The 23,325-nt window shown below is 48.9% G+C and carries 25 protein-coding genes; 11 read left to right on the forward strand and 14 right to left on the reverse strand.

The genetic code is table 11. The features are described 5' to 3' along the window. Nucleotides 1–121: 121 nt before the first annotated feature. Both rho and IMZ16_RS06190 read left to right on the forward strand, forming a co-directional pair. Nucleotides 122–1,984, forward strand: a complete 1,863-nt coding sequence (gene rho, locus IMZ16_RS06185; RefSeq protein ID WP_193439310.1) for a transcription termination factor Rho — start codon at nucleotides 122–124, stop codon at nucleotides 1,982–1,984. A gap of 74 nt (nucleotides 1,985–2,058) precedes the next feature. Further along, nucleotides 2,059–2,670 carry a superoxide dismutase gene (locus IMZ16_RS06190; RefSeq protein WP_227411580.1) on the forward strand — a complete coding sequence of 204 codons (612 nt, stop codon included), beginning with the start codon at nucleotides 2,059–2,061 and terminating at the stop codon, nucleotides 2,668–2,670. Between the two features lie 61 nt (nucleotides 2,671–2,731). Here the strand turns inward: IMZ16_RS06190 and IMZ16_RS06195 are convergent, their stop codons facing one another. Next, nucleotides 2,732–3,268, reverse strand: coding sequence for a hypothetical protein (locus tag IMZ16_RS06195; protein ID WP_193439312.1), 537 nt, complete (start codon nucleotides 3,266–3,268; stop codon nucleotides 2,732–2,734). A gap of 93 nt (nucleotides 3,269–3,361) precedes the next feature. On the opposite strand from IMZ16_RS06195, the gene IMZ16_RS06200 reads away from it, so the two are divergent. Together IMZ16_RS06200 and pepT are read left to right on the forward strand one after the other, a co-directional pair. Then, on the forward strand, nucleotides 3,362–3,757 hold the full coding sequence (locus tag IMZ16_RS06200; RefSeq protein WP_193439313.1) for a thiol-disulfide oxidoreductase DCC family protein: 396 nt from the start codon (nucleotides 3,362–3,364) through the stop codon (nucleotides 3,755–3,757). 40 nt (nucleotides 3,758–3,797) lie between these two features. Next, nucleotides 3,798–5,057, forward strand: a complete 1,260-nt coding sequence (gene pepT, locus IMZ16_RS06205; protein WP_193439314.1) for a peptidase T — start codon at nucleotides 3,798–3,800, stop codon at nucleotides 5,055–5,057. 2 nt (nucleotides 5,058–5,059) lie between these two features. On the opposite strand, the gene IMZ16_RS06210 is transcribed toward pepT, so the two are convergent. After that, nucleotides 5,060–5,509: a YkgJ family cysteine cluster protein gene (locus IMZ16_RS06210; protein WP_193439315.1), complete on the reverse strand. Its 450-nt coding sequence runs from the start codon at nucleotides 5,507–5,509 to the stop codon at nucleotides 5,060–5,062. A 256-nt stretch (nucleotides 5,510–5,765) separates the two neighbouring features. Between IMZ16_RS06210 and IMZ16_RS06215 the strand changes: the two genes are divergently transcribed. After that, nucleotides 5,766–6,146, forward strand: a complete 381-nt coding sequence (locus IMZ16_RS06215; protein ID WP_073177920.1) for a group III truncated hemoglobin — start codon at nucleotides 5,766–5,768, stop codon at nucleotides 6,144–6,146. Here the strand turns inward: IMZ16_RS06215 and IMZ16_RS06220 are convergent. The 6 genes from IMZ16_RS06220 to IMZ16_RS06245 form a co-directional block, all read right to left on the reverse strand. Further along, a complete protein-coding gene (locus tag IMZ16_RS06220; RefSeq protein WP_193439316.1) occupies nucleotides 6,143–7,216 on the reverse strand; it encodes a calcium:proton antiporter in 1,074 nt (357 codons plus the stop codon). The genes IMZ16_RS06215 and IMZ16_RS06220 overlap by 4 nt on opposite strands. Before the next feature lie 54 nt (nucleotides 7,217–7,270). Beyond that, nucleotides 7,271–7,984, reverse strand: coding sequence for a DNA alkylation repair protein (locus IMZ16_RS06225; protein ID WP_193439317.1), 714 nt, complete (start codon nucleotides 7,982–7,984; stop codon nucleotides 7,271–7,273). A 26-nt stretch (nucleotides 7,985–8,010) separates the two neighbouring features. Beyond that, on the reverse strand, nucleotides 8,011–9,294 hold the full coding sequence (locus tag IMZ16_RS06230; RefSeq protein WP_193439318.1) for a cation:proton antiporter: 1,284 nt from the start codon (nucleotides 9,292–9,294) through the stop codon (nucleotides 8,011–8,013). 51 nt (nucleotides 9,295–9,345) lie between these two features. Then, the gene (gene hflX, locus IMZ16_RS06235) at nucleotides 9,346–10,551 is read right to left on the reverse strand and encodes a GTPase HflX (protein WP_193439319.1); all 1,206 of its coding nucleotides are present in this window, start codon (nucleotides 10,549–10,551) and stop codon (nucleotides 9,346–9,348) included. 59 nt (nucleotides 10,552–10,610) lie between these two features. Further along, nucleotides 10,611–10,883, reverse strand: coding sequence for a SemiSWEET family sugar transporter (locus IMZ16_RS06240; RefSeq protein ID WP_193439320.1), 273 nt, complete (start codon nucleotides 10,881–10,883; stop codon nucleotides 10,611–10,613). 71 nt (nucleotides 10,884–10,954) lie between these two features. After that, entirely contained in the window at nucleotides 10,955–11,416 is a 462-nt protein-coding gene (locus IMZ16_RS06245; RefSeq protein ID WP_193439321.1) for an META domain-containing protein, read from the reverse strand. Nucleotides 11,417–11,466: 50 nt separating this feature from the next. Between IMZ16_RS06245 and IMZ16_RS06250 the strand changes: the two genes are divergently transcribed. Continuing rightward, entirely contained in the window at nucleotides 11,467–13,608 is a 2,142-nt protein-coding gene (locus IMZ16_RS06250; RefSeq protein WP_193439322.1) for a S46 family peptidase, read from the forward strand. A 54-nt stretch (nucleotides 13,609–13,662) separates the two neighbouring features. Here IMZ16_RS06250 and IMZ16_RS06255 read toward each other — a convergent pair whose 3' ends face one another. Beyond that, on the reverse strand, nucleotides 13,663–14,781 hold the full coding sequence (locus IMZ16_RS06255; protein WP_193439323.1) for a DUF3078 domain-containing protein: 1,119 nt from the start codon (nucleotides 14,779–14,781) through the stop codon (nucleotides 13,663–13,665). A gap of 111 nt (nucleotides 14,782–14,892) precedes the next feature. Here IMZ16_RS06255 and IMZ16_RS06260 point away from each other — a divergent pair, with 111 nt between their 5' ends. From IMZ16_RS06260 to IMZ16_RS06275, 4 genes are all read left to right on the forward strand, one after another. Beyond that, nucleotides 14,893–15,660, forward strand: a complete 768-nt coding sequence (locus tag IMZ16_RS06260) for a rhomboid family intramembrane serine protease (RefSeq protein ID WP_193439324.1) — start codon at nucleotides 14,893–14,895, stop codon at nucleotides 15,658–15,660. Nucleotides 15,661–15,784: 124 nt separating this feature from the next. Continuing rightward, nucleotides 15,785–16,891 (forward strand): DNA-processing protein DprA, encoded by a 1,107-nt coding sequence (gene dprA / locus IMZ16_RS06265; protein WP_073177934.1) that lies wholly within the window; start codon nucleotides 15,785–15,787, stop codon nucleotides 16,889–16,891. A gap of 90 nt (nucleotides 16,892–16,981) precedes the next feature. After that, nucleotides 16,982–18,340 (forward strand): NADP-specific glutamate dehydrogenase, encoded by a 1,359-nt coding sequence (gdhA, locus tag IMZ16_RS06270; protein ID WP_193439325.1) that lies wholly within the window; start codon nucleotides 16,982–16,984, stop codon nucleotides 18,338–18,340. A gap of 118 nt (nucleotides 18,341–18,458) precedes the next feature. After that, nucleotides 18,459–19,310, forward strand: coding sequence for a UDP-2,3-diacylglucosamine diphosphatase (locus tag IMZ16_RS06275; RefSeq protein WP_193439326.1), 852 nt, complete (start codon nucleotides 18,459–18,461; stop codon nucleotides 19,308–19,310). Here the strand turns inward: IMZ16_RS06275 and IMZ16_RS06280 are convergent. Genes IMZ16_RS06280 through IMZ16_RS06300 form a run of 5 tightly spaced genes read right to left on the reverse strand, consistent with a single transcriptional unit; the run spans nucleotide 19,307 to nucleotide 22,378 of the window. Beyond that, entirely contained in the window at nucleotides 19,307–19,816 is a 510-nt protein-coding gene (locus tag IMZ16_RS06280; protein ID WP_193439327.1) for an acyl-CoA thioesterase, read from the reverse strand. The two genes, IMZ16_RS06275 and IMZ16_RS06280, sit on opposite strands and share 4 nt — an antisense overlap. 18 nt (nucleotides 19,817–19,834) lie before the next feature. Next, nucleotides 19,835–20,800, reverse strand: coding sequence for a ferric siderophore ABC transporter substrate-binding protein (locus IMZ16_RS06285; RefSeq protein ID WP_193439328.1), 966 nt, complete (start codon nucleotides 20,798–20,800; stop codon nucleotides 19,835–19,837). A 4-nt stretch (nucleotides 20,801–20,804) separates the two neighbouring features. After that, nucleotides 20,805–21,203 carry an ExbD/TolR family protein gene (locus IMZ16_RS06290; RefSeq protein WP_193439329.1) on the reverse strand — a complete coding sequence of 133 codons (399 nt, stop codon included), beginning with the start codon at nucleotides 21,201–21,203 and terminating at the stop codon, nucleotides 20,805–20,807. Nucleotides 21,204–21,205: 2 nt separating this feature from the next. Then, nucleotides 21,206–21,886 (reverse strand): MotA/TolQ/ExbB proton channel family protein, encoded by a 681-nt coding sequence (locus tag IMZ16_RS06295; RefSeq protein ID WP_193439330.1) that lies wholly within the window; start codon nucleotides 21,884–21,886, stop codon nucleotides 21,206–21,208. 33 nt (nucleotides 21,887–21,919) lie between these two features. Continuing rightward, nucleotides 21,920–22,378 carry a hypothetical protein gene (locus tag IMZ16_RS06300; protein WP_073180111.1) on the reverse strand — a complete coding sequence of 153 codons (459 nt, stop codon included), beginning with the start codon at nucleotides 22,376–22,378 and terminating at the stop codon, nucleotides 21,920–21,922. Nucleotides 22,379–22,508: 130 nt separating this feature from the next. Here IMZ16_RS06300 and proC point away from each other — a divergent pair, with 130 nt between their 5' ends. Then, on the forward strand, nucleotides 22,509–23,312 hold the full coding sequence (gene proC / locus IMZ16_RS06305; RefSeq protein ID WP_193439331.1) for a pyrroline-5-carboxylate reductase: 804 nt from the start codon (nucleotides 22,509–22,511) through the stop codon (nucleotides 23,310–23,312). Nucleotides 23,313–23,325 lie beyond the last annotated feature (13 nt).

Here is a 23,325-nt window from a genome sequence, read left to right on the forward strand (position 1 = left end):
AAAATAAGATATTTTTTTGCACAATTCAAAAATTGCTGTAGATTTGCAGCACTTAATCACAGAAACCGCACCATCTCAGCCGGTTTCCATTTCATTTGTTTGATACTTTTTGTGACCTTATATGTTCAATCTCGAAACGCTTAGCGGAAAAACCGCAGCGGAACTGACCAAGATAATGAAGGGCCTTGGTCAAAATGTGCCGAAAGGCAGCACAGCACAGGATTTAGCCTATGCCATCCTGGATTTTCAAGCGGCGAACAAAGCAACGGCAGCGGAATATTATGCCAAAAACTTCGGCACGAATGCCGAAGAAACCACGGCAAAAGCAGAGCCGAAAAAAAGCGGCAGAAAACCAGGCAGGCCGAAAAAAGTTGTGGAAGCCCCCGATGAAATTTCTGCGGAAAACGCCGTGGAAAATTCTAAAGAAATAGCAGCAGAAAAACCTGCAACCCCAGACACCTCCGAAGAAAGACCAGCACCTAAAAAGCGCGGCAGAAAACCGCGGAATGCCGCAGCACAGGAAGCCACAGCGCAGGAGCAGGAAACCACCGTTGCTGAAATTGCAGATGCTGCAGCGCCAGCCGAAACACCGCAGGAAAACGGGGAAGAAATTCCGCAAAATGCCCAGGAAGCAAGGCAGCAGAAAAATTTGAAAAACAATAACCACCGAAACGGACAAAACGGCAGGCAAAACCCGAACCACCAAAACGGAAACGGCGGAAATTCCCAAAATGGTAATCATCAAAATGGTAATAGCAACAACGGTAGCCGCCACCACAACAATAATCAGCACGGGCAAAACCCGCGCTTTCAAAACCAGCGAAACGGCGGCAGCTCGGAAGATGTAGAGGCGAAGAAGGAATTTAATTTCGACGGGATTGTGGAAATCGAGGGCGTGCTGGAAATTCTACCTGATAATTACGGCTTCCTACGCTCATCGGATTTCAGCTACATTTCTTCGCCGGATGATGTGTATGTTTCCACGGCCCAAATTCGCAACTACGGCCTGAAAACCGGCGATACCGTAAGAGGCATCGTACGCCTACCGAAAGAAGGCGAGAAATACTTCTCTCTTTTAAAGCCTGTAGAGGTGAACGGCCGCGATGTTTCCTACCTGAAAGACCGCGTGGCCTTCGAATACCTTACGCCGCTTTTCCCGGAAGAAAAATTCAATCTTGCGGGCAGAGGCTCCACGGTTTCCACAAGGCTTGTGGATATGTTTGCGCCTATTGGCAAAGGACAGCGGGCGATGATTGTGGCGCAGCCGAAAACCGGGAAAACAATGCTTCTGAAAGACATTGCCAACGCTATTTCCGAAAACCACCCGGAAGCCTATATGATGGTATTGCTAATCGACGAAAGGCCGGAAGAAGTAACGGATATGGAACGCAGCGTGAATGCGGAAGTAATAGCCTCCACCTTCGACGAGGCGGCAGAAAAGCATGTAAAGGTTGCAAATTTAGTTCTGGCAAAGGCCCAAAGAATGGTAGAGTGCGGGCACGATGTGGTGATACTGCTGGATTCCATCACAAGGCTGGCAAGAGCTTACAACACCGTGACGCCGGCTTCCGGAAAAATTCTTTCCGGCGGTGTGGATGCCAACGCGCTGCACAAGCCGAAGCGGTTTTTCGGGGCTGCAAGAAAAATCGAGAACGGCGGCTCATTAACCATAATTGCCACAGCGCTGATTGACACAGGTTCTAAAATGGACGAGGTGATTTTCGAGGAATTTAAAGGCACCGGAAATATGGAACTTCAGCTGGATAGAAGGATTGCCAACAAGAGAATCTTCCCGGCGATTGATTTGGTGGCTTCCAGCACAAGGCGTGATGATCTGCTCCTGGATGAAATGACGCAGCAGAGAATGTGGATATTGCGGAAATACCTTGCAGAAATGAACCCAGTGGAAGCTATGGAATTTGTGGAGAAACGCGTAAGAGAATCGAGGAACAATGAGGAATTCCTGATGAGCATGCAGAAGTAAACACTGTTAAAGTGTCTTAAAAAATCGGGCAGTCCGGCAGAATTACTGTATATTTGGCCAACACTAAAAACAGGATTATGTTTACACTACCACAACTAAGCTACGATTACGCAGCCCTTGAGCCGCACATTGATGCGAAAACTATGGAAATCCACCACACCAAGCATCACCAAACTTATGTGGACAACCTGAACAAAGCGATAGAAGGCACCGAGCTGGAAGGAAAATCCATCGAGGAAATCTGCAAAACTGGCACGGATAAAACGCCAGTGAGAAACAACGGTGGCGGCCACTGGAACCACACATTCTTCTGGGACATCCTTACACCCGGCGGAAGCAAAGAGCCGGTGGGAAATATAAAGCAGGCTATTGAGGACTTTGGCGGATTTGAAAAATTCAAGGAAGTTTTCACAGAAGCGGCAAAGGGGCGCTTCGGCTCCGGATGGGCATGGCTGATAAAAACTGCAGACGGGAAAGTGGAGGTGACCTCCACACCAAACCAGGACAACCCGCTGATGCCTGTGGCCGAGAAGCAGGGCACACCGCTGGTAGGGCTGGATGTGTGGGAACACGCCTACTACCTGAAGTATCAGAACAAAAGACCGGACTATATTTCCGCTTTCTGGAATGTAATTAACTGGGATAAGGTGGAGGAAAAATTCAACGAAAGCAATTCCACCTTCTAAAAATTAATTTTATAAAAAGCCGTTCGGGACGCCAAACCTGGGCGGCTTTTCGTATTACAATCTACGGGCTGAAGATTTTCTTCCCGATATTCCACGCTGTTTCAAAATTGAGGAGGCTAAGGCCGTGAGGAGTTTTTGTAGCAGCCAGCAGGTTGATGATCTGCATTGTAGAGAGGCACTTTAACTGAGCGCCGGGGTTAAACATACTGACTGTAAAAGATTGACATCCACCCTCCTTTAGCTCTATCAAGACAGCATCCGGGTTTCGGGCAAAATATTCTGATTTTGGGGCTGAGGCTGAAGCAAGAATTACGCTGTCTATTTCGGGATACTTTGATGCCGCATCCACCGCAGGGAGGCTCTGCGCCGTTACGAGAATTTTAGTGTGAGAATTATTTTTATCAATATTTTTCAGCACCTTTATCATATCCCCTGCCTCCGAAAAAATACCGAGCGAAACGGAATCAAAACCCACCGATAACAGCGCATTAATGTAATTTATTTTGCTATCGGTAGATATCTGGAATCCCGTGCTCCATAGCAGCCCAGCAGACAGCTCGGTAATTTTAATTTCTTTTTTTTCGGTACCTTCAGCCACGCAGAATTTTAAAAATGAAAAAGCAATTTTGCTAATTTAAACTTTTCCCGGCGAAACTCTGCAGCCTATTGCCATAAAGTTTTACTTTGAATTATGACTTTTGATAATATTGTTCTCTACGATGGGGACTGCGGTTTTTGTAATTTCTGGGTGCAGTGGATTTTAAAACGCGACCGGGTAGGCAGGTTTCGCTTTGCGCCCCTTCAGAGCGGGTACGGGCAGGAGTACCTTCGCAGCAGGGGGTTGCCAGCGGAAAACTTCAGTACTCTTTATTTCCTGAAAAACGGCCGCCGCTATACGAAAATGTATGCAGTGATAGAAATCGGGCGCACCCTGGGGGGAGGCTACCGCGCTCTGGGGCTGCTGAGGGCGTTTCCAAAAATAGTTTTGGACAAAATCTACGATATGGTGGCGGAAAACAGAAAGAAAATAGCCGGCGAAAGCTGCCTGCTGCCTTCCGCGGAACAGCGAGAAAGGTTTATTTCCTGAACGCATCACCAAAAGCCGTAACTTTGTTAAAAATTAAAAAATGTACACAACCGGCTTTGATAAAGTATGGGAGGAAAAACTCCTGAACCGCTTCCTGAATTATGTAAAAATATACTCCACCAGCGACCCGGAGAGTGCCAGCACGCCATCCACACCACAGCAGTGGAACATCGCGAAATTCATCTTTGAAGAACTGCAGCAGATGGGGCTGGAAAATGTGGAGATCGACGGTAATGGCTACATCTACGCTACCATCCCCGCTACCCGCGATGCGCAGGAGCCTACCGTGGGCTTCATTGCCCACTACGATACCTCGCCGGATTTTTCGGGGGAAAATGTAAACCCAAAAGTCTGGGAAAATTACGACGGGGGCGATTTGCCGCTCAACCCTGAAACGGGGTTCACCCTCTCCCCGGCTCAATTCGAAAGCCTCAAAAACCATATCGGCCATACGCTCATCACCACGGACGGCACCACGCTCCTCGGGGCGGATGACAAAGCCGGCGTGGCAGAAATCGTAACCGCTGCAGAATTCCTGATGGCGCACCCGGAAATTCCGCACGGGAGGATTGCCATAGGCTTCACGCCGGATGAGGAAATCGGCAGGGGCGCCCACAAATTTGATGTGGAAAAATTCGGCGCAGAGTGGGCATACACTATGGACGGCGGCGAGGCTGGCGAGCTGGAATACGAAAATTTCAATGCCGCAGGAGCCGTAATTACGGTGCGGGGGCTGAGCGTACATCCCGGATATGCTTTCGGTAAAATGAAAAACGCGGCACTGATGGCAGCAGAGCTCGCCTCCGTTCTTCCTTCGCAGGAAACGCCGGCGACCACACGGGGTTTCGAGGGCTTTTACCACCTCACGGATTTCAGCGGAGATGTATCCTCTGCTAAACTTCAGTACATCATCAGGGATCACGATGCAGAAAAGTTTGAAAGGAGAAAGTTATTTTTGAAGGAAAAGGTAACGGAATTTAATCAAAAATACGGAAAAGATACTTTTAGTATCGAAATAAAAGAGCAATACCGCAATATGAAGCAGCAGTTTGAAGGTAAGATGCACATCATCGATATCGCGGCACAGGCGATGCGGGAAGCGGGCATAGAGCCGGACATCAAGGCGATACGCGGCGGTACGGACGGCGCGCAGCTTTCGTATATGGGGCTGCCGTGCCCTAATATCTTCGCCGGCGGCCTGAACTTCCACGGACCCTACGAGTATGTGCCGCTGGAAAATATGGTGCTTGCCACGCTGGTAATCCTGAATATTGCGAAGGCGCAGAAGCACAGCTCGTAAACTTATTTGAGCTTGCCCATCATCTTTTGTACCCAGAGATCTGCGGCGGGGCAGATTTCGGCGTTTTTCAGCATGAGGCGATTGATCTGGTAGATTTTCCGGCGGTCGGTGTGCGGATATTCTCTGCAGGCTTTGGGGCGCACTTCGTAGATGCTGCAGTAATTATCTTCAAGAAGGAAGGGGCAGGGCAGCTCCTGCAGCACCTTGTCGGCATCCTCATCGGTGCGGAGGTATTTTTCCTCAAATTCTGAGGGCTTTTGGCGGAGGTATCTGGCGATGCGCTCGATGTCTTTTTCCGTGAAAAGCGGGCCGGTGGTCTTGCAGCAGTTGGCGCAGCTGAGGCAGTCGATCTCGCGGAAGACCTCGTCGTGGGTTTCCTGGGCGAGGTGGTCCAGGTTTTTGGGCGGCTTACGCTTGATGCCGTCGAGGAATTTTTTGTATTCGTGGTTCAATTTTTGGGCTTATTTTTTGCAAATTTCGGAATTTTGGTTTGGGCATTGTGAGCCGCCCGATGCGCGCGCCCCGGATAGTAGCGGATACCCCGCAGTGGAGCCGCGGAGCGAAGCGGAGCGGCGATACGAGGAGTAGGAGCGGATAGCCGGAAATGGCGCCCCAAATATTGCCTGTGATACGCTTGATAAATATCATAGCGAAATCTTTGCGGCAGGCAGATTTTGTGGTTAATTTTATCTGGAATTTTTAAAAATTATGAAAAAGTTAGAAAGCCGCCAGGATATCGAGCTCCTGGTGAATAGTTTTTATGCTAAGGTGGCGAAGTCCGGCATCGGATTTTTCTTCGATGATGTGGCAAAGGTGGACTGGGGTGCGCACCTGCCGAAGATGTACAGCTTCTGGGAGACGCTGCTGTTCGGGCAGATGAGCTATAAGGGCAACCCGATGGCAGCGCATTTCCCAATCAATGAGGCGGTGCCGATGGAGCAACAGCATTTCGAGACCTGGCTTCAGCTTTGGACGGAAACCGTAGAGGAAAATTTTGAGGGTGAAGCGGCCGATGCAGCCATCTATAAAGCTGGAAATATCGCGAGGCTGATGTCCCACAAAATGGAGATGGCGAGGCGCTTGGCCTAAGGGAAAATTACGGTGAAAATGTATGCCGCAAGGTTTACCAACAGCACGGTTCCGTACAGTAGGTTGGTCTTCCCACGGCTTAGCGAAAGCATCACGGTAAAAACCGTTAGGCAGAGGAGTACGATGGATTTGGCATCCAAACCGAGCACGAATGGGATGTCATTAAGGATGCACACCAAGGATACAGCGGGGATAGTAAGCCCTAAACTTGCCAGCGCAGAGCCCAGGCCAAGATTGATGGATGTCTGAATTTGGTTTTTCCGGGCGGCACGCACAGCGGCAAAACCTTCTGGCAGAAGAACCACGCAGGCAATAATAACCCCAACTAAAGAATACGGAGCATCGATACTTTTCACAAAACCCTCCACCGCTGGAGAGAGTGCTTTGCTTATCAAAATCACGGAAGCCAGAGAAATAATCAATATAATTAGGCTGAAGATAGCATTTTGAGTGCTTGGCATATGCTCTTCGGACAGGCTGTTTTCCGCATCGGCAACGAAATAATTTCTGTGGCGCACCGTCTGAACCATCAGAAATGTGCCGTAAATTGTCAGGCAGGCAAGCGAGACAAACGCCAGCTGTGCCCTGCTGTAAAATGGCCCCGAATGGCTTGAGGTAAAGTTGGGCAGAATCATAGTAAGCACAAGAATGGAGGTAATGCTTACCAGATAGGAAGTCGCCGAGCTTCGTATAAAAAACTGCTCCTTGTATTGCACGCTACCGATAAGGATGCAAACGCCGAGAATGCCATTCAGGATGAGCATTACCGCTGCAAAAACGGTGTCCCTGGCGTAAGTGAGCGCATTTTCCCCTCCGGAAAGCATAAATGAGATAATTAGCCCTACCTCCAAGACCGTGATGCAAATGGCGAGAATAATGGTTCCAAAAGGCTCGCCTACGCGCGCAGCCACTACCTCAGCGTGATGCACAGCGGAAAGCACGCTGGAAATCAATAACATAGCGCCAACTATTGAAGAAAACAGCGAATCATTCAGCATACCGCTGAAGTAAAACAGCGCGGAGAGTATTGGGAAGAGGACTGTCCAGTGAAGAAAGGTCTCTAATTTCATAAATTTGTTTCGGGTAAGATATAAATTTTTTATTATGTCAACCAAGATAACTGGTTATATTCTTCCCTTCAAAATCTCCTGCCGCTGGCTTTCTTCCAGTTTCTCAATGGCATAGCGTAGGGTGGTGCGCGGGATGAGCGGATAGTATTCCCGAAGGAAATCCAGGAGCGCCGCCTCGTCTTTTTTTCCCATTTCCCGTAGGAGCCAGCCGTTTGCCTTGTGCATCAGGTCGTGAGGATGCTGAAGATTTTTCAGCACGATTTTTTTCATTAAATCGAAGCTGCCTCGGCGCACGAAATACATCGTGGAAACTATTGCGATGCGCTTTGACCAGAGGGACTCTTCCTCGGCGAGGAAAAGAATGCGGCTGCTGTCCCCGGTTTCGTAGGCCTGCCTGCCGAGGATTTTGTATGCGGAATTATCCACCAGATCCCAATTGTTCACGAACTTTCGGTTTTGGAAATAAAAGTCTGCCAGTATGTTTTTTTCCTCCTGGGATTTTGTTTTTTCAAATTTTAAAGTGAGGATGAAGAGCGCAGTGCTCCGGTGCTCGTGGATTTCCGAGGAGAGCAAAGGCAGGAGTTCTTCCGGAGAAATTTTATTCCAGAATTCCTTTGCCACCTTCCGCTGCTCCGGTATCGTGACGCCCACGAAAAGGTCGCCCTCAGCATAGTGCCCCGGCCCGGTTTTAAAAAAACTGGAATATGTGGATGCAACCTGCGGATCGGTCATTACACTCAGAGCGGCTGCAATATCTTCGGCAGTCATTTTAGCCAAAATTTGGGTTTAAAACTTTAAGGCTGCCCCGCTGTCTCCGCACCCTCTGTGTTCTCCTCTATCACCATCTGCCTCGTGTTTGCCACTTTCCCAATCGTAAGCCCCTGAACCACGATGGAGAACACCACCACGCAGTAGGTGATACTGATGATTGCCTCGCTGTATTCGCCCTTAGGGATGGAGAGCGCCAGCGCAATCGATACGCCGCCGCGTATGCCGCCCCAGACGAGCACCTTCACCGTTTGCCTCGTAAAGCGGTAGCGGCGGGAGAGCAGCGTAGCCGGCAGCAGTATGGAAACCCACCGCGCCAGTAGCACCACGAGGATGCAGATGCCGCCCGCGGCAAGGTATTCGTTCAGGTCGTCGATGGTGAGCAGCTCAAAACCGATGAAGAGAAAAAGCACGGCGTTCAGGATTTCATCGATGAGTTCCCAGAATTTAATCAGGTAGTCCTGAGTTTCTGTTTTCATCATAAATTTTCTGCTGAAATTTCCCACAAACAGCCCGGCAGCCACCATGGCAAGAGGCGCGGAAATGTGCATTTCGTGTGCTATGAGGTAGCCGCCCATTACCACGGCGAGGGTTATTAAAACGGAAATAATGTAGTCGTCCACCTGGCGTATTGCCCGGGATGCGGTATAGCCCAGGATAACGCCGAGCAAAAGACCGCCGCCCGCCTCCTGCAGCAGCAAGCTACCGATGCTCTCCGCATTCAGCTCCACATGGTTCCCTGCGGCAAGCTGCAGCAGCACGGAGAAGACCACCACCGCCATACCGTCATTAAAGAGAGATTCCCCGGCTACCTTGGTTTCCACCGCTTTGGGGACATTGGCCTGTTTTAAGACGCTGAGAACGGCTACGGGATCCGTGGGAGAAATAAGCGCCCCGAAAACCAGGCACCAGATCAGCGGCACCGGCAGCCCTACCAGCGGGAGGAGATAGTATGCCCCGAAGCCTACGGCGAAGGTGGATATCAGCACGCCCACGGTAGCGTACACGGCTACCGGCCCGGTTTGCTCTTTTAAATCCTGGACATTAATGTGGACCCCGCCCGCAAAAAGCAGGAAATTCAGCATAGCGCCCATCAGCACTTCGCTGAAATCCACACTGTTTATGAGGCTGTAAAGATTTTTGTAAGTCTTCGGGAGTGCGGTTTCGCCGAACATTACAAGGAAAACTGAAACTGCGATGGCAATCACCATAATTCCGATGGTGCCGGGAAGCTTCAAAAATTTATAATTTACAAATGCAAAAGTGGCGGCAAAAACAATGAGTATTGAAAAAGAATAATACAGTTCCATCGGGCTAAAAATACGATTTTCCGATAAAACTTACCTAATTGTTTTGCCAGGCTAATCCTCATCGAAATACTCGAACAGGAAATCGTTGTAAGGAAAGCGGGAAATGTGGATCTTCAGCACCTCATCATAGATGAGCTTCTTCATCTCGGGAAAGTTTTCCTTCGTCAAAGCCGAAATGAAAACGGCAGGATGTTCGGATTTGGACATCCAGGTTTTCTTCCACTCATCCAGCGAGATATTTTTCTTCGTGGCAGGCGTCAGATCGTCCTCATCCTTTTTCTCGTAGGCGAAAGCATCTATCTTGTTGAAAATCATCACGGTAGGTTTTCTATGCGCATCGATTTCCTGCAGGATGTCGTTCACGGAAGCGATGTGGTCTTCAAAGCTTGGGTGAGAAATATCCACGATGTGCAGCAGCAAATCCGCTTCGCGAACTTCATCCAGCGTGGATTTGAAAGACTCTACCAGCTGTGTCGGCAATTTTCGAATAAAGCCCACAGTATCGGTGAGCAGGAATGGCAGGTTGCCTATCACCACTTTGCGCACCGTGGTATCCAGCGTTGCGAAAAGCTTGTTCTCTGCGAAAACTTCCGATTTGGAAATGGCGTTCATCAGCGTAGATTTGCCAACATTCGTGTAGCCTACCAGGGCTGCACGCACCAGCTTTCCACGGTTGTTTCGCTGCGTAGCCATCTGTTTATCAATGGTTTTCAGTTTTTCTTTCAGCAGGGAGATTCTATCCCGGATGATTCTTCGGTCTGTCTCGATTTCCGTTTCACCGGGACCACGCATCCCAATTCCGCCGCGCTGCCTTTCCAAGTGGGTCCACATACCGGTAAGCCTTGGCAGAAGGTACTCATACTGGGCAAGTTCCACCTGGGTTCTTGCGTAGGAAGTTTGCGCCCGCTGTGCGAAAATATCGAGAATGAGGTTAGTTCTGTCGATGATTTTAACTTCCATTTCCCGCTCAAGATTTTTCTGCTGAGAAGGCGAAAGCTCGTCATCGAAAATCACCGTATCTATCTCATTTTCTTTTACATAGGTTCTTATTTCTTCCGCTTTTCCGCTGCCTACAAATGTTCTTGGGTCGGGCTTTGGCAGCTTTTGCGTGAAGCGCTTATCCACCGCAGCACCTGCCGTGAAGGCCAGAAATTCCAGCTCATCCATATATTCCCGAAGTTTTTCCTCGTCCTGATTTTGCGTCACAAGGCCTACCAGCACAGCCTTTTCGTAAAGATGGTCTTTTTTCTCAAGCATAAATTTCGCACCGTTTTCCGGCTTTCAGCAAAAGTAAGGATTTCGGTTTTAAGGAAAAATCAGGCGGATTTCCTTCGGGAATAAATGAGCTTTAAAATGAAGAGTAATAGCGTGGCGGAAACTGCCAGTGCATTGGTGACGATCATCGAAATGTGGCCGTTCAGAAAGCCGTACCAAAGCCAAAGTGCGGAACTGACAACGCCGATGATGCCGGTAATCAGCGAGAAACCTTCTGCCGATTTTTCGCGGATGATTTTCGCAATCTGCGGTATGAAGAGCACGCTTGAAAGGCCGCCAGCAATAAAGCCGATGATTTCAGGGTTGATGACCATAAAAGATAATTGACTGTGAAGATAATGACTTTCCAGAAATTATACGGATATCAGCTATCACTATTTGATGATTAATCCCAATCTGCCGCTACGAATTTCATTGCCCTGCCATTGCCATCATACAAAATCAGGGTGTGGCCTTCGGTTTTATAGGTTTTGGCCTGGCGTAGAAACTGCTGAAATTCTTCACCAAAACTACCGCTGCAGAATATAGTACCGGTTCGGAAATCTGTGAATTTTATTTCACTTCTATTTTTTGTTTGTGCGTTGAAATACAATCGGTTACAGCCGTCAAAACTTGAGAAGTTAGGATGGTTTTTTGTAGGAGATAAATCCAGCTGGATTTTATTTTCCGAAAAAAATTCTTTCGGGTAATTTTCAAATTCCACCAGAAACCATTGCCTGCTGAGCTTGGTGGCTTCTATGGGAACGGATGTACAGCTTTTGGTAAAGGCGGTGGAAGTTATCAAACCGAGAATGGTGAAGAATTTTGAAAATCCTTTAAATTTTATTGGGAAAATCGCAGTGTGCATTTGCCTTGAATATTAAGAAAAACCTAAATTAGCAAAAAATTTTTGCTAAAATGAAGAAAATCTTTTTAATGTGCTCGTTCCTTCTGAGCTTCGCGCAGATGCGTGCCGACGAAGGAATGTGGCTGATGATGATGATTAAAAGGCTGCAGGGCCAGAACCTGCAGGAAAAAGGCCTGAGGCTGACACCAGAGGAAATTTACTCGGTGAACAAATCCAGCCTGAAGGATGCGATTGTACAGTTTGGCGGCGGCTGCACGGGTGAAATAGTTTCAGATCAGGGCTTGCTTTTCACCAATCACCACTGCGGTTACGGCAATATTGCCGCGCTTTCCACGCCGGAAAAAGACTATTTGACGAATGGCTTCTGGGCGATGAAAAAATCCGAAGAGCTTCCTGCAAAAGGGCTTTCTGTAAGATTTCTGGTGAGGATGGACGATGTGTCTCAGCGCATCAACGGCAAGCTGAACAACCAGATGACTGCGGAAGAGCGCAAAAACATTATCGATGCGGAATATAAAGCCATCCAGAATGAAAATTCCGAGAACGGAAAATATACCGTGGTAGTTCGCGATTTCTTTAACGGGAATGAGTTCTATTACTTTGTGTATCAGGACTTTAAGGATGTTCGCTTGGTAGGTACGCCGCCAAATGCACTGGGCAAATTCGGTGGAGATACAGACAACTGGGAATGGCCAAGGCACACCGCAGATTTTGCCGTTTTCCGTGTCTATGCAGATGCCAACGGGAACCCTGCGGAATACTCTCCGAACAATGTTCCGCTGAAGCCGAAGCATTCCCTGCCGATTTCCTTGAGAGGCTATGAGCCGGGCTCTTTCGCAATGATTGTGGGCTATCCGGGAAGAACGAACCGCTATATGACTTCGTACGGAATAGACCAATTGGTAAACCGTGACTATCCTGCCTGGGTGGAAGCTTCCAAGGTGGCGATGGATGTGATGAAGAAATATATGGATAAAGACCAGGCTACGAAGCTGAACTACGCATCCCAGTACGCATCGGTGGCCAACTATTGGAAAAACCGCCAGGGCACTATAGATGCAGTGAAGAAAAACGGCACCATCCAAGATAAGCAGAAGGTGGAAGAAGTTTACAGAAAATGGTCTCTTCTGCCGGAAAACGAGAAAACTTACTACGGCGTTCTGGAAGACATCCAAGCTTACTACCGCCAGATTTCCGCGAGAAATGTGGAGCGCAACTATTCCGCACAGCTGCAGAGAAATGCGAAGTACATTAGCCTGGCATACACTTTAGGCTCGATGTTTAAAACCTATGCCGATCAGGATGATGCTGGAAAAGCGGCGATGAAGCCGAAAGTTGTAGAAGCGGTGGATAAGGCTTACGAAAAATTCAATGTGCAGCTGGAAGGCGAAATGCTTAGCAAAATGGTGAATCTGTATCAGCTCCGCGTGAATAAAGATGTGGCATCGCCAACACTGGTGGCTGCTGATGCCGCTACGCTGCCGAATGTAGCCTACTCGTCCATCTTTGCAACCAAAGAATCTGCGATGAATTTCGTGAACAACCCTGATCGTTTGAAAATCGATGCTGACCCGATGAAGAAAATTGCCGACGGCTTCATTACCGATCAAAGGCTGCTGAGCGAAAGATTTGCTAAAGTGGAAGATAATTTCGCCAAGAACAACAGGCTCTTCCTTGACGGGCTGAGGAAATCTATGCCGGAAAAAGCCTTCTATCCGGATGCTAATTCCACAATGCGACTGACTTATGGTAAAGTGACGACGCTTCCGAAACGGAACGACAGAAATTATTTTGGAATTTCCGAGAAGGACAATTATTACACCGATGTTTACGGTATGGCGGCGAAGTATAAGAAGGGCGATGAAGAGTTCGACCTGCCGCAGCAATTCCTTGATTTAGTGAAGCGTAGGGATTTCGGCAGGTATGTGGATAAAAAGACGAAGAAACTGCAGGTGAACTTCCTTTCCGATAATGATATTACAGGCGGAAATTCCGGCTCGCCGATTTTGGATGGCCGTGGAAACCTGATTGGCCTGGCTTTCGACGGCAACTCTGAGGCGCTTTCTGGCGACATCGTTTTCGAAGAAGACTGGCAGAAAACCATCAATGTGGATGTGCGCTTCGTGCTTTGGGTAATCGAGAAATACGGCAAGGCAGGGCACCTAATCAGCGAGATGAAGTTTGTACAGTAATAATATTAAATATTCTAAAAAAACAGGCTGCTCCGTTCGGAATAGCCTGTTTTTTTACTTTGTCACAAAAGGTTTTATCACCTTTTTGCTGCTGGGGCGGGGCGCAGTATCTGTACCGACATTATAGTTTAGGCTAATGCCGAGCGTCTGTTTCACCTGCAGTTTTTCAATCTGGTCGTGGTCGTATGCCAAATCAATATTTACCGCTGCAGAAATTAATTTATTGACTTTAAGGTTCAGCGCGCCAGCGTAATGAATATCCACCCTGTCCGGCCTGTGCAGATAGTTGGAGAAAAAATTTAGCTGGCTCAGGTAAGAGATGTTTTCAATGATATTAAGCCTGTAAATGAAGTTCAGCATCGCACCAAGCTCCGAGCGTACGCTCTGCCCGTCCCTTTCCAGTCCGAACCTTCCCGCCTGCTGAAGCTGCTCATCCAGCACAAAAGTAAACTTCCCATTGGCAGGGCGGAAGATAATCTGCAGATTTTCCGAAGGGTTGTAGGAGACACCCATCCCCACATTCAGGTAGCCAGGCGCCATAAATTTTGAAACCCTGTCGGCATATTTCGGCTTAGAAGTCTTGGAATAATTGTACCCGGGACTGAATTGTGACAAAAACTGATAACCCGCAGAAATATAGACATTCCTGCCCATATCGTAGCCATAGTTGGAAGATACGCTGAGGACATCCTCCGTTTTGCGCGACCCCTGGTTCTCCGCATTTACGAATCCATAGCCCAGCTTTATAATATTCTCCACGAAGTGCCTGCCGTTTTTGTAGCTGAGATTATAATCTACCCTGCCGATGACGCCGATGTTATTATTGCCGCCAGTATACCAGTTCGAAAATGCTGCCTGATTAAAAATCAACGCATTTTTACCGAAGAAATACCATTTCTGTGGGCGGTCCTCACGCATCAGGTTATAAGGCGTTACCGGCAGATTTTCCGGCGCGCTTATTGGCTGCGGCCTCTCCCGGATCAGTATGGTGTCTTTCCTGTTCTTGCGGGGGATTTCCACCAGCCGGGGGTTGGTAAGGCTGTCCAGGTCGGTAGCCGCGCTGTCCCATTTATTTTGGTAAAGAGAATCGATTTTCCGTCGGATGTCCGTGCGCTGCGCCGCCACATCAAACGAAATAATTACAAGTAAGAATAGTGTTAATTTAATACGCATATTCCAAAATTCCGGCAAAAATAACAATTTACCCGTCGAACCCTTCAATATTTTCACTGCCAAAATTTCCGCCATTCCACGCTGGCAGTTTTTTTGAAAAAAAAATTTATAATGAAATTCTCTCGCAGGCTGGGCAGGGCTATCCTCTACCCTTTTGTACTTCTCTCCCTTATGTGGGGCTCCTTCCTGCTGCAGGCACACGGCTGGTTTTCAGGCTGTTTTGGCGCCATCATCCCCCTCTCCCCGGAGGGCCTCAAAGGCGTACTGCTAAGCCCCCTGCTCCACGGCAGCCTGGATCACATCATCAGCAACTCCATCCCGATAGCGCTGCTGAGCTTTCTGTTGTTCTACTTTTACAGCCGTATAGCCAGGCAGGTACTCTCTACCGGGTGGCTTGCAGCCGGCCTGCTCGTGTGGCTGCTCCCCCCGGTAGACATCTATACGGGGGATTTGCGCTACACCTGCATTGTGGGGGCGAGCGGCGTGGTGTATGTGCTGGCATTTTTTCTGTTTTTCAGCGGGATCTTCCGCAGGGAGCGCGGCCTTCTCGCCATCAGCCTTATGGTTGCGCTATATTACGGCAGCCTTATCTGGGGCATTTTCCCGGAGGAATATTTCATAAAAATGGAGCAGCCAAGCAGAATCTCCTGGCAATCCCACCTTGCTGGGGCTCTGGTAGGCATCGTCCTGGCATATATCTACCGCAACACCGGCAGCCGCCGACGCCGCTACATCTGGGAATACCCCGGCTACTACAGCGAGCGGGACGATAGGCTCTGGCAAGATTACAAGGCGCGCCACCCGGAGGATTTTGAAAGCCTGCCTCAAAAGCCGGAGGAGGACATCTGGAAATACCTGGACGAGCTCCGGAGAAGATGAAGGTTGAGGGAGTTTTATTGCTAAATCAATGTTTGTAAATTATACTTTTCGAGGGATTATTTTTACTTTTAGTAATTTAAAATTCTGTTTTAGCCTAAATCTCAATATTTCCTATTTTTGAAAAATGTTTTCCGAGGAGCACCTCTATTCCATCGCGCTGCGCAGCGCAGCTTTTATAGGCGATTTTAATTTCCGAAAGCTTACCGACGCTCTCGGCTCAGCAGAAAATGTCTGGAAAGCCAGCAGGAACAGCCTTTTAGGAATCGAGGGAATTGGGCTAAAAACCGCATCAGATATCGGAAATGAGGAGCATCTAAAATTCGCGGAAAAAGAATTAATTTTTTGCGAAAAACAAAAAATAAAAATTCTGCTTCGCCAAAGAAACGAGCTGCCATTTTTGCTTAATGAATGTGATGATGCGCCGTCCGTACTTTATTTAATGGGCAAAACTGATGAGGAAAAATTCCCCGTAAGCATCGTGGGCACCAGGAACCTCACGGCCTATGGCAGGCAGTTCATCTACGAGCTGCATCAGGCAATCCAAAGCCGCAGTGCCATTACCGTGAGCGGGCTTGCCCTGGGTGCGGATACGCAGGTTCACAGGGAATCCCTCTCGGCAGGAATTCCTACCATAGCCGTTCTGGCACACGGTTTCCAAACGCTTTACCCTTCCCAAAACAGAAAACTTGCGGAGGAAATCCTAAATTCCGGCGGGGCACTCCTTACAGAATTTAATTCTTCTCAAAGGCCTGACCGAGAGCATTTTATCCAGAGGAACCGTGTCATTGCCGGACTTTCTGAAGCGACCATCGTGGTGGAATCTGCTTTTGGCGGCGGCTCTATGAGCACCGTAAATTTTGCCAACCAGTACAGCCGGGATGTGTATGCCCTGCCGGGAAAGATCACCGACAGGTTCAGCCAGGGCTGCAATCAGCTGATCGCCCAGCACAAAGCCGCAGCTATTGCCACAATTCCGGACCTTGTGCACCAAATTTTTGGCAAAACCGAACTGCAGCAACCGGAGCTATTCAGCAGAAAAGAAGTGCCTTCCGCCATTCTGCCCCACCAGAAGGAAATTTATGAAGCCATAGCCGCAAGCCCAAACATTCCGCTGGACGAGCTTTCCGAAATTCTCTCATTGCCTTCTTACAGAATTTTGCCCGTAGTTTTGGAGCTGGAAATCGCAGGGCTGATAAAAACGCTTTCTGGCAGGCAGTTTGTAGCTATTTAATGACTTTGTGAAATTTCTAAAAACTGACAAAATTCTTTTTTCGGTATAATGAATTAAAGCTAAATTTGTTCAGAAAAATCCAGACAAAATATGAACAGCCTTACAGTGGAGCAGCGCATCCAGAACTTTGTAGCAAAAATTGAAGCCAAAAACCCCAATCAGCCGGAGTTCCTCCAGGCGGTGAAAGAAGTGGCTCTAACGGTAATCCCCTTCGTGGCCACACAGGAAAAATACGACGGGATGAAGCTGCTGGAGCGTATGGCAGAGCCGGAGCGCGTCATCATCTTCCGTGTGGCTTGGGTGGATGACAAAGGAGAAATTCAGGTAAACCGCGGCTTCCGCGTACAGATGAACTCCGCTATCGGGCCTTACAAGGGCGGCATCCGCTTCCACCCGAGCGTGAACCTCTCCGTACTGAAATTCCTCGCCTTCGAGCAGGTTTTTAAAAACTCCCTCACCACCCTCCCGATGGGCGGCGGCAAGGGCGGCTCCGATTTCGATCCTCAGGGAAAATCCGATATGGAAATTATGCGCTTCTGCCAGGCATTTATGACGGAGCTCTGCAAACACATCGGCCCGGAAACCGATGTCCCTGCTGGCGATATCGGTGTTGGTGCTCGCGAAATCGGCTATCTTTTCGGGCAGTATAAAAAAATCCGCAACGAATTTACGGGCGTTCTTACAGGGAAAGGCCTCGCCTACGGTGGCTCGCTGATACGCCCGGAGGCTACCGGCTACGGCGTTGTGTACTTCGCGGAGCAGATGCTGCAAACCATTGGCGAAAAAATCGAAGGAAAAACTGCCACAATTTCCGGCTTTGGAAATGTAGCCTGGGGCGTGGCGAAAAAATTCACGGAACTTGGCGGCAAAGTATTGACTATTTCCGGACCGGACGGTTATATTTATGATGAGGATGGTATTTCCGGTGAAAAAATCGATTATATGCTGGAGATGCGCGCATCGGGGAACAACCGCGCGGAAGATTATCTGAAGAAATTCCCTTCTGCGAAATTCTTCGCCGGGAAGAGGCCTTGGGAAGTGAAGTGCGATGTGGCCTTCCCTTGTGCTACGCAGAACGAGCTGGACCTGGATGATGCGAAGAACCTGGTATCCAACGGCGCAATCTGCGTGACGGAGGCAGCAAATATGCCTTCTACCCTGGAAGCAATCAACCATTTTATCGACAATAAGGTGCTCTTCTCCCCGGGTAAGGCCTCCAATGCCGGCGGTGTAGCAACTTCCGGGCTGGAAATGACGCAGAACAGCATCCGCCTAAACTGGTCTTCCGAGGAAGTGGATGCACGGCTGAAGGAAATTATGACCGGCATCCACCAAGCCTGCCTGACCTACGGCAAGGAAGAGAGCGGCTATGTAAACTATGTGAAAGGCGCGAACATTGCTGGCTTCGTGAAGGTGGCCGAAGCAATGCTGGCACAGGGCGTGGTATAGCTTACCATCCCTCGATAAATTTTAAAAAATGCCGGCATTCCCGGCATTTTTGTTTAAAATTAACATTTTCGCAACATTCATTTTAATCTACTTATGTACTTTTGCGAAAATTGCAAAAATGCCAAAAAGCCGACGGGAAGTAGAAGTTGTCATTATTTCAGATGTGCATCTCGGCACATACGGTTGCCACGCCAAAGAGCTGCTCTCTTACCTGAAATCCGTAAAACCTAAAATTTTAGTTTTAAACGGAGACATCATTGATGGCTGGGCTTTCTCGAAGCGCTATTTTCCGAAGTCTCATATGGCGGTCATCAGCGAATTGTTTAAACTGATGAAGAAGGATACGCAGGTGATCTACATCACCGGAAACCACGATGAATTCCTGCGGCAATACACGGATCTTCAGATGGGAAACCTTTTCCTGACTGATAAATATCTGCTGGAACTAAACGGAAAAAAACACTGGATTTTCCACGGTGATGTGTTTGACAACACCACCAAGGGCTGGGCAAAAATGATCGCGAAGCTCGGCGGACTGGGCTACGACTGGCTGATCCTCGTCAACCGCGCGGTGAACTGGCTGCTGAATGCGATGGGCAGGCCGAAGGTTTCGCTATCGAAGAAAGTGAAAAATTCCGTGAAGGAAGCTGTGAAATTCATCGCCGATTTTGAAGAAAAAGCGATAGAATTGGCGATTGACAACAGGTACGATTTCGTAATCTGCGGGCACATCCATCAGCCTGCGGACAGAATAGCGACGAATGACACCGGCAGCGTGCATTACCTAAATTCCGGCGACTGGATTGAGAACCTGACTTATCTGGAATACAACGACGGCGAATGGAAGCTTTGCCAATTTGACACGAAAAATTTCGTTGAAGAAAAAATAGACGGCCAAAGCATCAACCTAAACTTGGAAAGGCTGATGCAGCCGCAGGTTTTCGCGGCAATGAATGAGCTTCAAAATTAATTCTCCAAACCCCCTGCTAAAATTTCAGCATCAATATTCTCCGGCTGGAATGGCAAGTTTTTGATATCCTCGCGCGACATCACGGCGCAGTTTTCGCTGCGGTATTTCCTCATCACATCCAGTATGTCGTCCGGCGGCGTGGTGCTCTTGCGAAGCATCAGATCGATCCAGACTCCGGTGGCTTCCCCGGTGGCGATGTGCGTACCATCCGGCAGGAAAAACCGCTGAAAAAACCGGTACACTGCGCCATCTTCAGAGAAACCTCCAATCTCCACGCTTACGAAAAACTCCTGCCCGTAATGGATTTCGCGGAAAAATGAAAATCTCTCGTGAAGGATTGCCGGGCCTACGCCCCAGCGGTTCAGCTCCTTCAGGCCTATGCGGTGCTGCTCCATAAAGCGCATCCTAGCCTCGGCGGTGTACTGCATATAGGCAGAATTGCCCATATGCCTGTTGGCATCGATATCCGCCCATTGCACGCGGAATTTTGAGAAATATGTTGACATTTTTAGTAAAAATTTATATTAAAATGAAATCTTATAGCTTCCTGTGCTGGAAACTGCCGCCCGCTCGGCTTTCACATAGCGCTTCACCCAACCAATGGAGGTGGATACAACGCACGGATCCGAAATACCGCCGCTGCGCCGCGCCGAAACCACATTGCCCGCCTTATCCACGGTGTACGCAATGGTGATGGTGCCCGTAGCCGTGCAGCTGTGCGTAGGCTGCGCGCCGCCACGCCCCATCGTACCAGGTATGAAGCCCGTAAGCTGCCTATCCACACCTATTTTGCTGTCGCCGTTTCCATCGCCGCCAAGCGGATCGCCGGAATTTCCCGCGGCATTGCTGCCGTCACCCTGGCTGCCCTGCTTAGTTCCGCGGCCACGAAGCAAATTGCCAACGGCTGCGGTGCCCTGCCCATCGCCTTTTCCTGTGGGGGCATTAGGTGCGGCAGCATTGCTCCCTGGCTTTTTTGCAGATGAATTTGCACCGCTACTTTTAGCGTTCGGTTTCCCGGCTGGCTTTGAATTCTTGCCAGAAGTTGCTACCGCTTTATCCGTTTTTTTTGACGGTGTTTCGGTGGTTTTTACCTCGCGCTTTTTATCTTTTCCTGTTAATATTTTTTCGGGCTGGGCTTTGGCTTTCGGCTCAGGTTTTGGCGCCGGTTCTTCCTTAGGTAAATCTTTCGGCGAAGCTTCCGGCTCAGAAATGATTTGGGTAGAATTTTCCGCCGGTGATGAAGGTTCCGCCGCTGCATCCGCCGCCAAGCTTCCTTCCTGATTGGCCGGCTCTTCCAGGCCTGTGTCTTCCCGGTTATCACCGAAGTTGATGAGCATTGCGGATACCGTTTCGGTTTTCGGCACCGGAAGCGTTTCAGTAAATTTATACAAAAACAAGAAAAGCAGCAGCCCAGCAAAAACTACTGCGGTGATGATGCCGCTTTTCACCCGGTCGGTTTTGTTTCCGGTATCGTAACTGAAACTTCTCATTTTCTTACTGCGCTTTCTGCGTGGCTATCGCGATGCTGTACTTGTGCTTCTCGGCAATTTCCATCACGAAAACCACATCCTTGTGCATCGCGTTTTCATCGGCACGAATCGTGAACGATGGTGATGCGGCGTTCTGCATCCTAGCCAGGATTTCTCTCTCCAAATCCTGCTTCTGCACCGGCAGTTCATCTACAAAAAAACTGCCATCGCTGCTGATGCTTACCGCTAAAGGATTCGGGATGTTCGGCGCTTCGGAATTTCCCTGTGGCAATTTTACATCTATGGCGCTCTGCTGAGACACCGCGGAAGTTACCATAAAGAAAATCAGCAGCAGCAGGAAAACATCCACCATCGCTGCAAGGCTGAATTCCGGGTTGGAGGTATTTCTGCGTTTCAGTTTCATTTTCAGGAAGGATTGTTGATGATGTCCAGAAAGTCCGCAGTAAGATTCTGAACTTTCAGGGCAAATTTATCTATCCTCGTAAGGAGCAGATTGTAGAAAAAATTGGCAGGGATAGCCACGGCAAGCCCCATCGCCGTATGGCCGAGGGCGGTGTATATGCCTGCGGAAAGCGTCTGCGGCGAGAAGGTGCCTTCTGAATTTGCCATACTGAAAAACGCCATAATGATGCCTATCACCGTGCCGAGGAGCCCGAGCATTGGGGCTATGGATGGCACTGCGGATAGCAGGCTGAGGTTTTTTTCCAGGCGTGAAACTTCTATCTGTGCCTGGCTTTCCATCGCGCTCACGATGTCGGAAACCGGCCTTCCGACGCGCGATATTCCTTTTTCCAGAATTCTGGCATCGGGGCTGCTGCTCCTTTTGCAGTAATCTGCGGCGGCTTCTACGCGGCCTTCATTCAGGAGGTCTTCGATGTTCTGCAACATATTTTGCTCCGGGGTTTTCGCCATACGGTTGATGAAGAAGAGCCTCTCCAAAAAGAGGTACAGCGCAAGGACGCCCAGCAGGATGATGGCTACCATCACTGCATTGGCGAAAATATTATCGTGAAACAAAATTTCCCAAAGGGAGAAACTGCGCTGCTGCACGGATGCTGCAGCCGGCGTGGCGGCCTGTAGAAACATAAAAACTGGTTTAAAAAAATAAATAATTGGTGGCTAATCCTCTACCTCGATAAGTTCCGGCCTGAAGTTGCACTTCAGCTTGAAGGGAATTTGCGTGCCGGAGCCCGTGTAGAAATCATCGATTTCCCCCTTCCATACCAGGTGCAGCACCTCCTCCTCATCCTTGGTGAAGCTCAGCTCGTTGTCGTACAGGTAGGCCTCCTCATCATCGTGCAGGTCCACCTCGGTATAGTCATCCTCATCAGAATCATTGATGAGGATTGGCTTTCCGCAGAGCTCCGCAGAGTCGGTCGGGAAGTCGTAAATGTGGAAGGAAAGCTGCGGGTAGTTGTACTGCAGGGAATCGTCATCCACATGATCCAGGCAGTCGTCTGTAATAATCTCCACCTCCAGCAGGTGCTGCCTGTTGCTGTATACCGGCTTGCAGTAGGTACTTTTAATGTTGTACTTCAGAGTTTCCTCCGGATGGTAGATTTTCAGAATCCCTTTCATTTTTTTCAGGATAAATTTGGTTTTGGTTTTATAGTTTGAGCAAAGATAAAAAATTGCAGCAATGCGGAAATTTAAAATTAAAATTCCCGCGGAAAACCACAAACTTTTTTAAATTTGGCTAAAAACCACGATGAAGATTGCCGTACTGGGTGCCGGGAAAATGGGCACCTCCTTCTCCAGATCCTTCTTGAAATTCGAACTTGTAAAGCCAGAAAACCTGCTCCTCATCACAAGAAACAAGCAAGGCAAACCGGAAGTGGAAAAGGAATTTCCAAACTGCAAAGTCCTGGCTTTCAGCGAGGTGGAAGAATGCGGCGCAGATCTGATCATCCTTGCCGTAAAGCCGCAGGATTTCGCTGCCACCGCGGAAAACCTCCCCTTCAAAATACCGGAGGAAAGCGTTCTGCTTTCCGTGATGGCGGGCATCTCCATAGAAAACATCCAGCAGGCCTGCAACCATAGCTTTGTGGTAAGGGCGATGCCCAATACTCCCACGATTTTAGGCCGCGGGATCACGGGGTATACCGCAGCGAAAGGCATCCCGCTGGAAAAAATAATGCAGGTCGAGCGCCTATTAAATTCCACGGGCAGGTCGGTTTACCTTGAGGGGGAAAGCCTTCTGAACGGCGTCACGGCACTTTCCGGCAGCGGCCCGGCTTATTTTTACTACATCGTTTCGGCGATGGTACAAGCCGGAATTTCGATGGGCATTGATGAACATCTCGCGAAGCTTTTCGTAAAGGAAACTATGCTGGGTGCCTACCACCTCATCAATAATTCTGAAAAATCCCTGGACGAACTGATAAAGGATGTGGCATCGAAGGGCGGTACCACGGAAGCGGCTCTGCGGACTTTTGAGGAAGGCGGCCTGAAAGAAATTCTGCAGAAAGGCATCATAGCCGCAAAAGAACGCGCCCAAGAGCTGAGCAGATGAAGAATATTTTCTT

It is taken from the genome of Cruoricaptor ignavus (assembly GCF_014961145.1).
Taxonomy (GTDB): domain Bacteria; phylum Bacteroidota; class Bacteroidia; order Flavobacteriales; family Weeksellaceae; genus Cruoricaptor; species Cruoricaptor ignavus.

Bases quoted from the DNA above. Each gene is read 5' to 3' on its own strand.
- IMZ16_RS06285 (WP_193439328.1), bottom strand. From the start codon at position 20,800: ATGAGAAGTTTCAGTTACGATACCGGAAACAAAACCGACCGGGTGAAA.
- IMZ16_RS06255 (WP_193439323.1), bottom strand. From the start codon at position 14,781: ATGCGTATTAAATTAACACTATTCTTACTTGTAATTATTTCGTTTGAT.
- IMZ16_RS06230 (WP_193439318.1), bottom strand. From the start codon at position 9,294: ATGGAACTGTATTATTCTTTTTCAATACTCATTGTTTTTGCCGCCACT.
- dprA (WP_073177934.1), top strand. From the start codon at position 15,785: ATGTTTTCCGAGGAGCACCTCTATTCCATCGCGCTGCGCAGCGCAGCT.
- IMZ16_RS06245 (WP_193439321.1), bottom strand. From the start codon at position 11,416: ATGCACACTGCGATTTTCCCAATAAAATTTAAAGGATTTTCAAAATTC.
- IMZ16_RS06240 (WP_193439320.1), bottom strand. From the start codon at position 10,883: ATGGTCATCAACCCTGAAATCATCGGCTTTATTGCTGGCGGCCTTTCA.
- IMZ16_RS06280 (WP_193439327.1), bottom strand. From the start codon at position 19,816: ATGTCAACATATTTCTCAAAATTCCGCGTGCAATGGGCGGATATCGAT.
- IMZ16_RS06250 (WP_193439322.1), top strand. From the start codon at position 11,467: ATGAAGAAAATCTTTTTAATGTGCTCGTTCCTTCTGAGCTTCGCGCAG.
- IMZ16_RS06290 (WP_193439329.1), bottom strand. From the start codon at position 21,203: ATGAAACTGAAACGCAGAAATACCTCCAACCCGGAATTCAGCCTTGCA.
- pepT (WP_193439314.1), top strand. From the start codon at position 3,798: ATGTACACAACCGGCTTTGATAAAGTATGGGAGGAAAAACTCCTGAAC.
- IMZ16_RS06225 (WP_193439317.1), bottom strand. From the start codon at position 7,984: ATGACTGCCGAAGATATTGCAGCCGCTCTGAGTGTAATGACCGATCCG.
- IMZ16_RS06260 (WP_193439324.1), top strand. From the start codon at position 14,893: ATGAAATTCTCTCGCAGGCTGGGCAGGGCTATCCTCTACCCTTTTGTA.
- IMZ16_RS06275 (WP_193439326.1), top strand. From the start codon at position 18,459: ATGCCAAAAAGCCGACGGGAAGTAGAAGTTGTCATTATTTCAGATGTG.
- IMZ16_RS06200 (WP_193439313.1), top strand. From the start codon at position 3,362: ATGACTTTTGATAATATTGTTCTCTACGATGGGGACTGCGGTTTTTGT.
- proC (WP_193439331.1), top strand. From the start codon at position 22,509: ATGAAGATTGCCGTACTGGGTGCCGGGAAAATGGGCACCTCCTTCTCC.
- IMZ16_RS06300 (WP_073180111.1), bottom strand. From the start codon at position 22,378: ATGAAAGGGATTCTGAAAATCTACCATCCGGAGGAAACTCTGAAGTAC.
- rho (WP_193439310.1), top strand. From the start codon at position 122: ATGTTCAATCTCGAAACGCTTAGCGGAAAAACCGCAGCGGAACTGACC.
- IMZ16_RS06220 (WP_193439316.1), bottom strand. From the start codon at position 7,216: ATGAAATTAGAGACCTTTCTTCACTGGACAGTCCTCTTCCCAATACTC.
- IMZ16_RS06295 (WP_193439330.1), bottom strand. From the start codon at position 21,886: ATGTTTCTACAGGCCGCCACGCCGGCTGCAGCATCCGTGCAGCAGCGC.
- hflX (WP_193439319.1), bottom strand. From the start codon at position 10,551: ATGCTTGAGAAAAAAGACCATCTTTACGAAAAGGCTGTGCTGGTAGGC.
- gdhA (WP_193439325.1), top strand. From the start codon at position 16,982: ATGAACAGCCTTACAGTGGAGCAGCGCATCCAGAACTTTGTAGCAAAA.
- IMZ16_RS06215 (WP_073177920.1), top strand. From the start codon at position 5,766: ATGAAAAAGTTAGAAAGCCGCCAGGATATCGAGCTCCTGGTGAATAGT.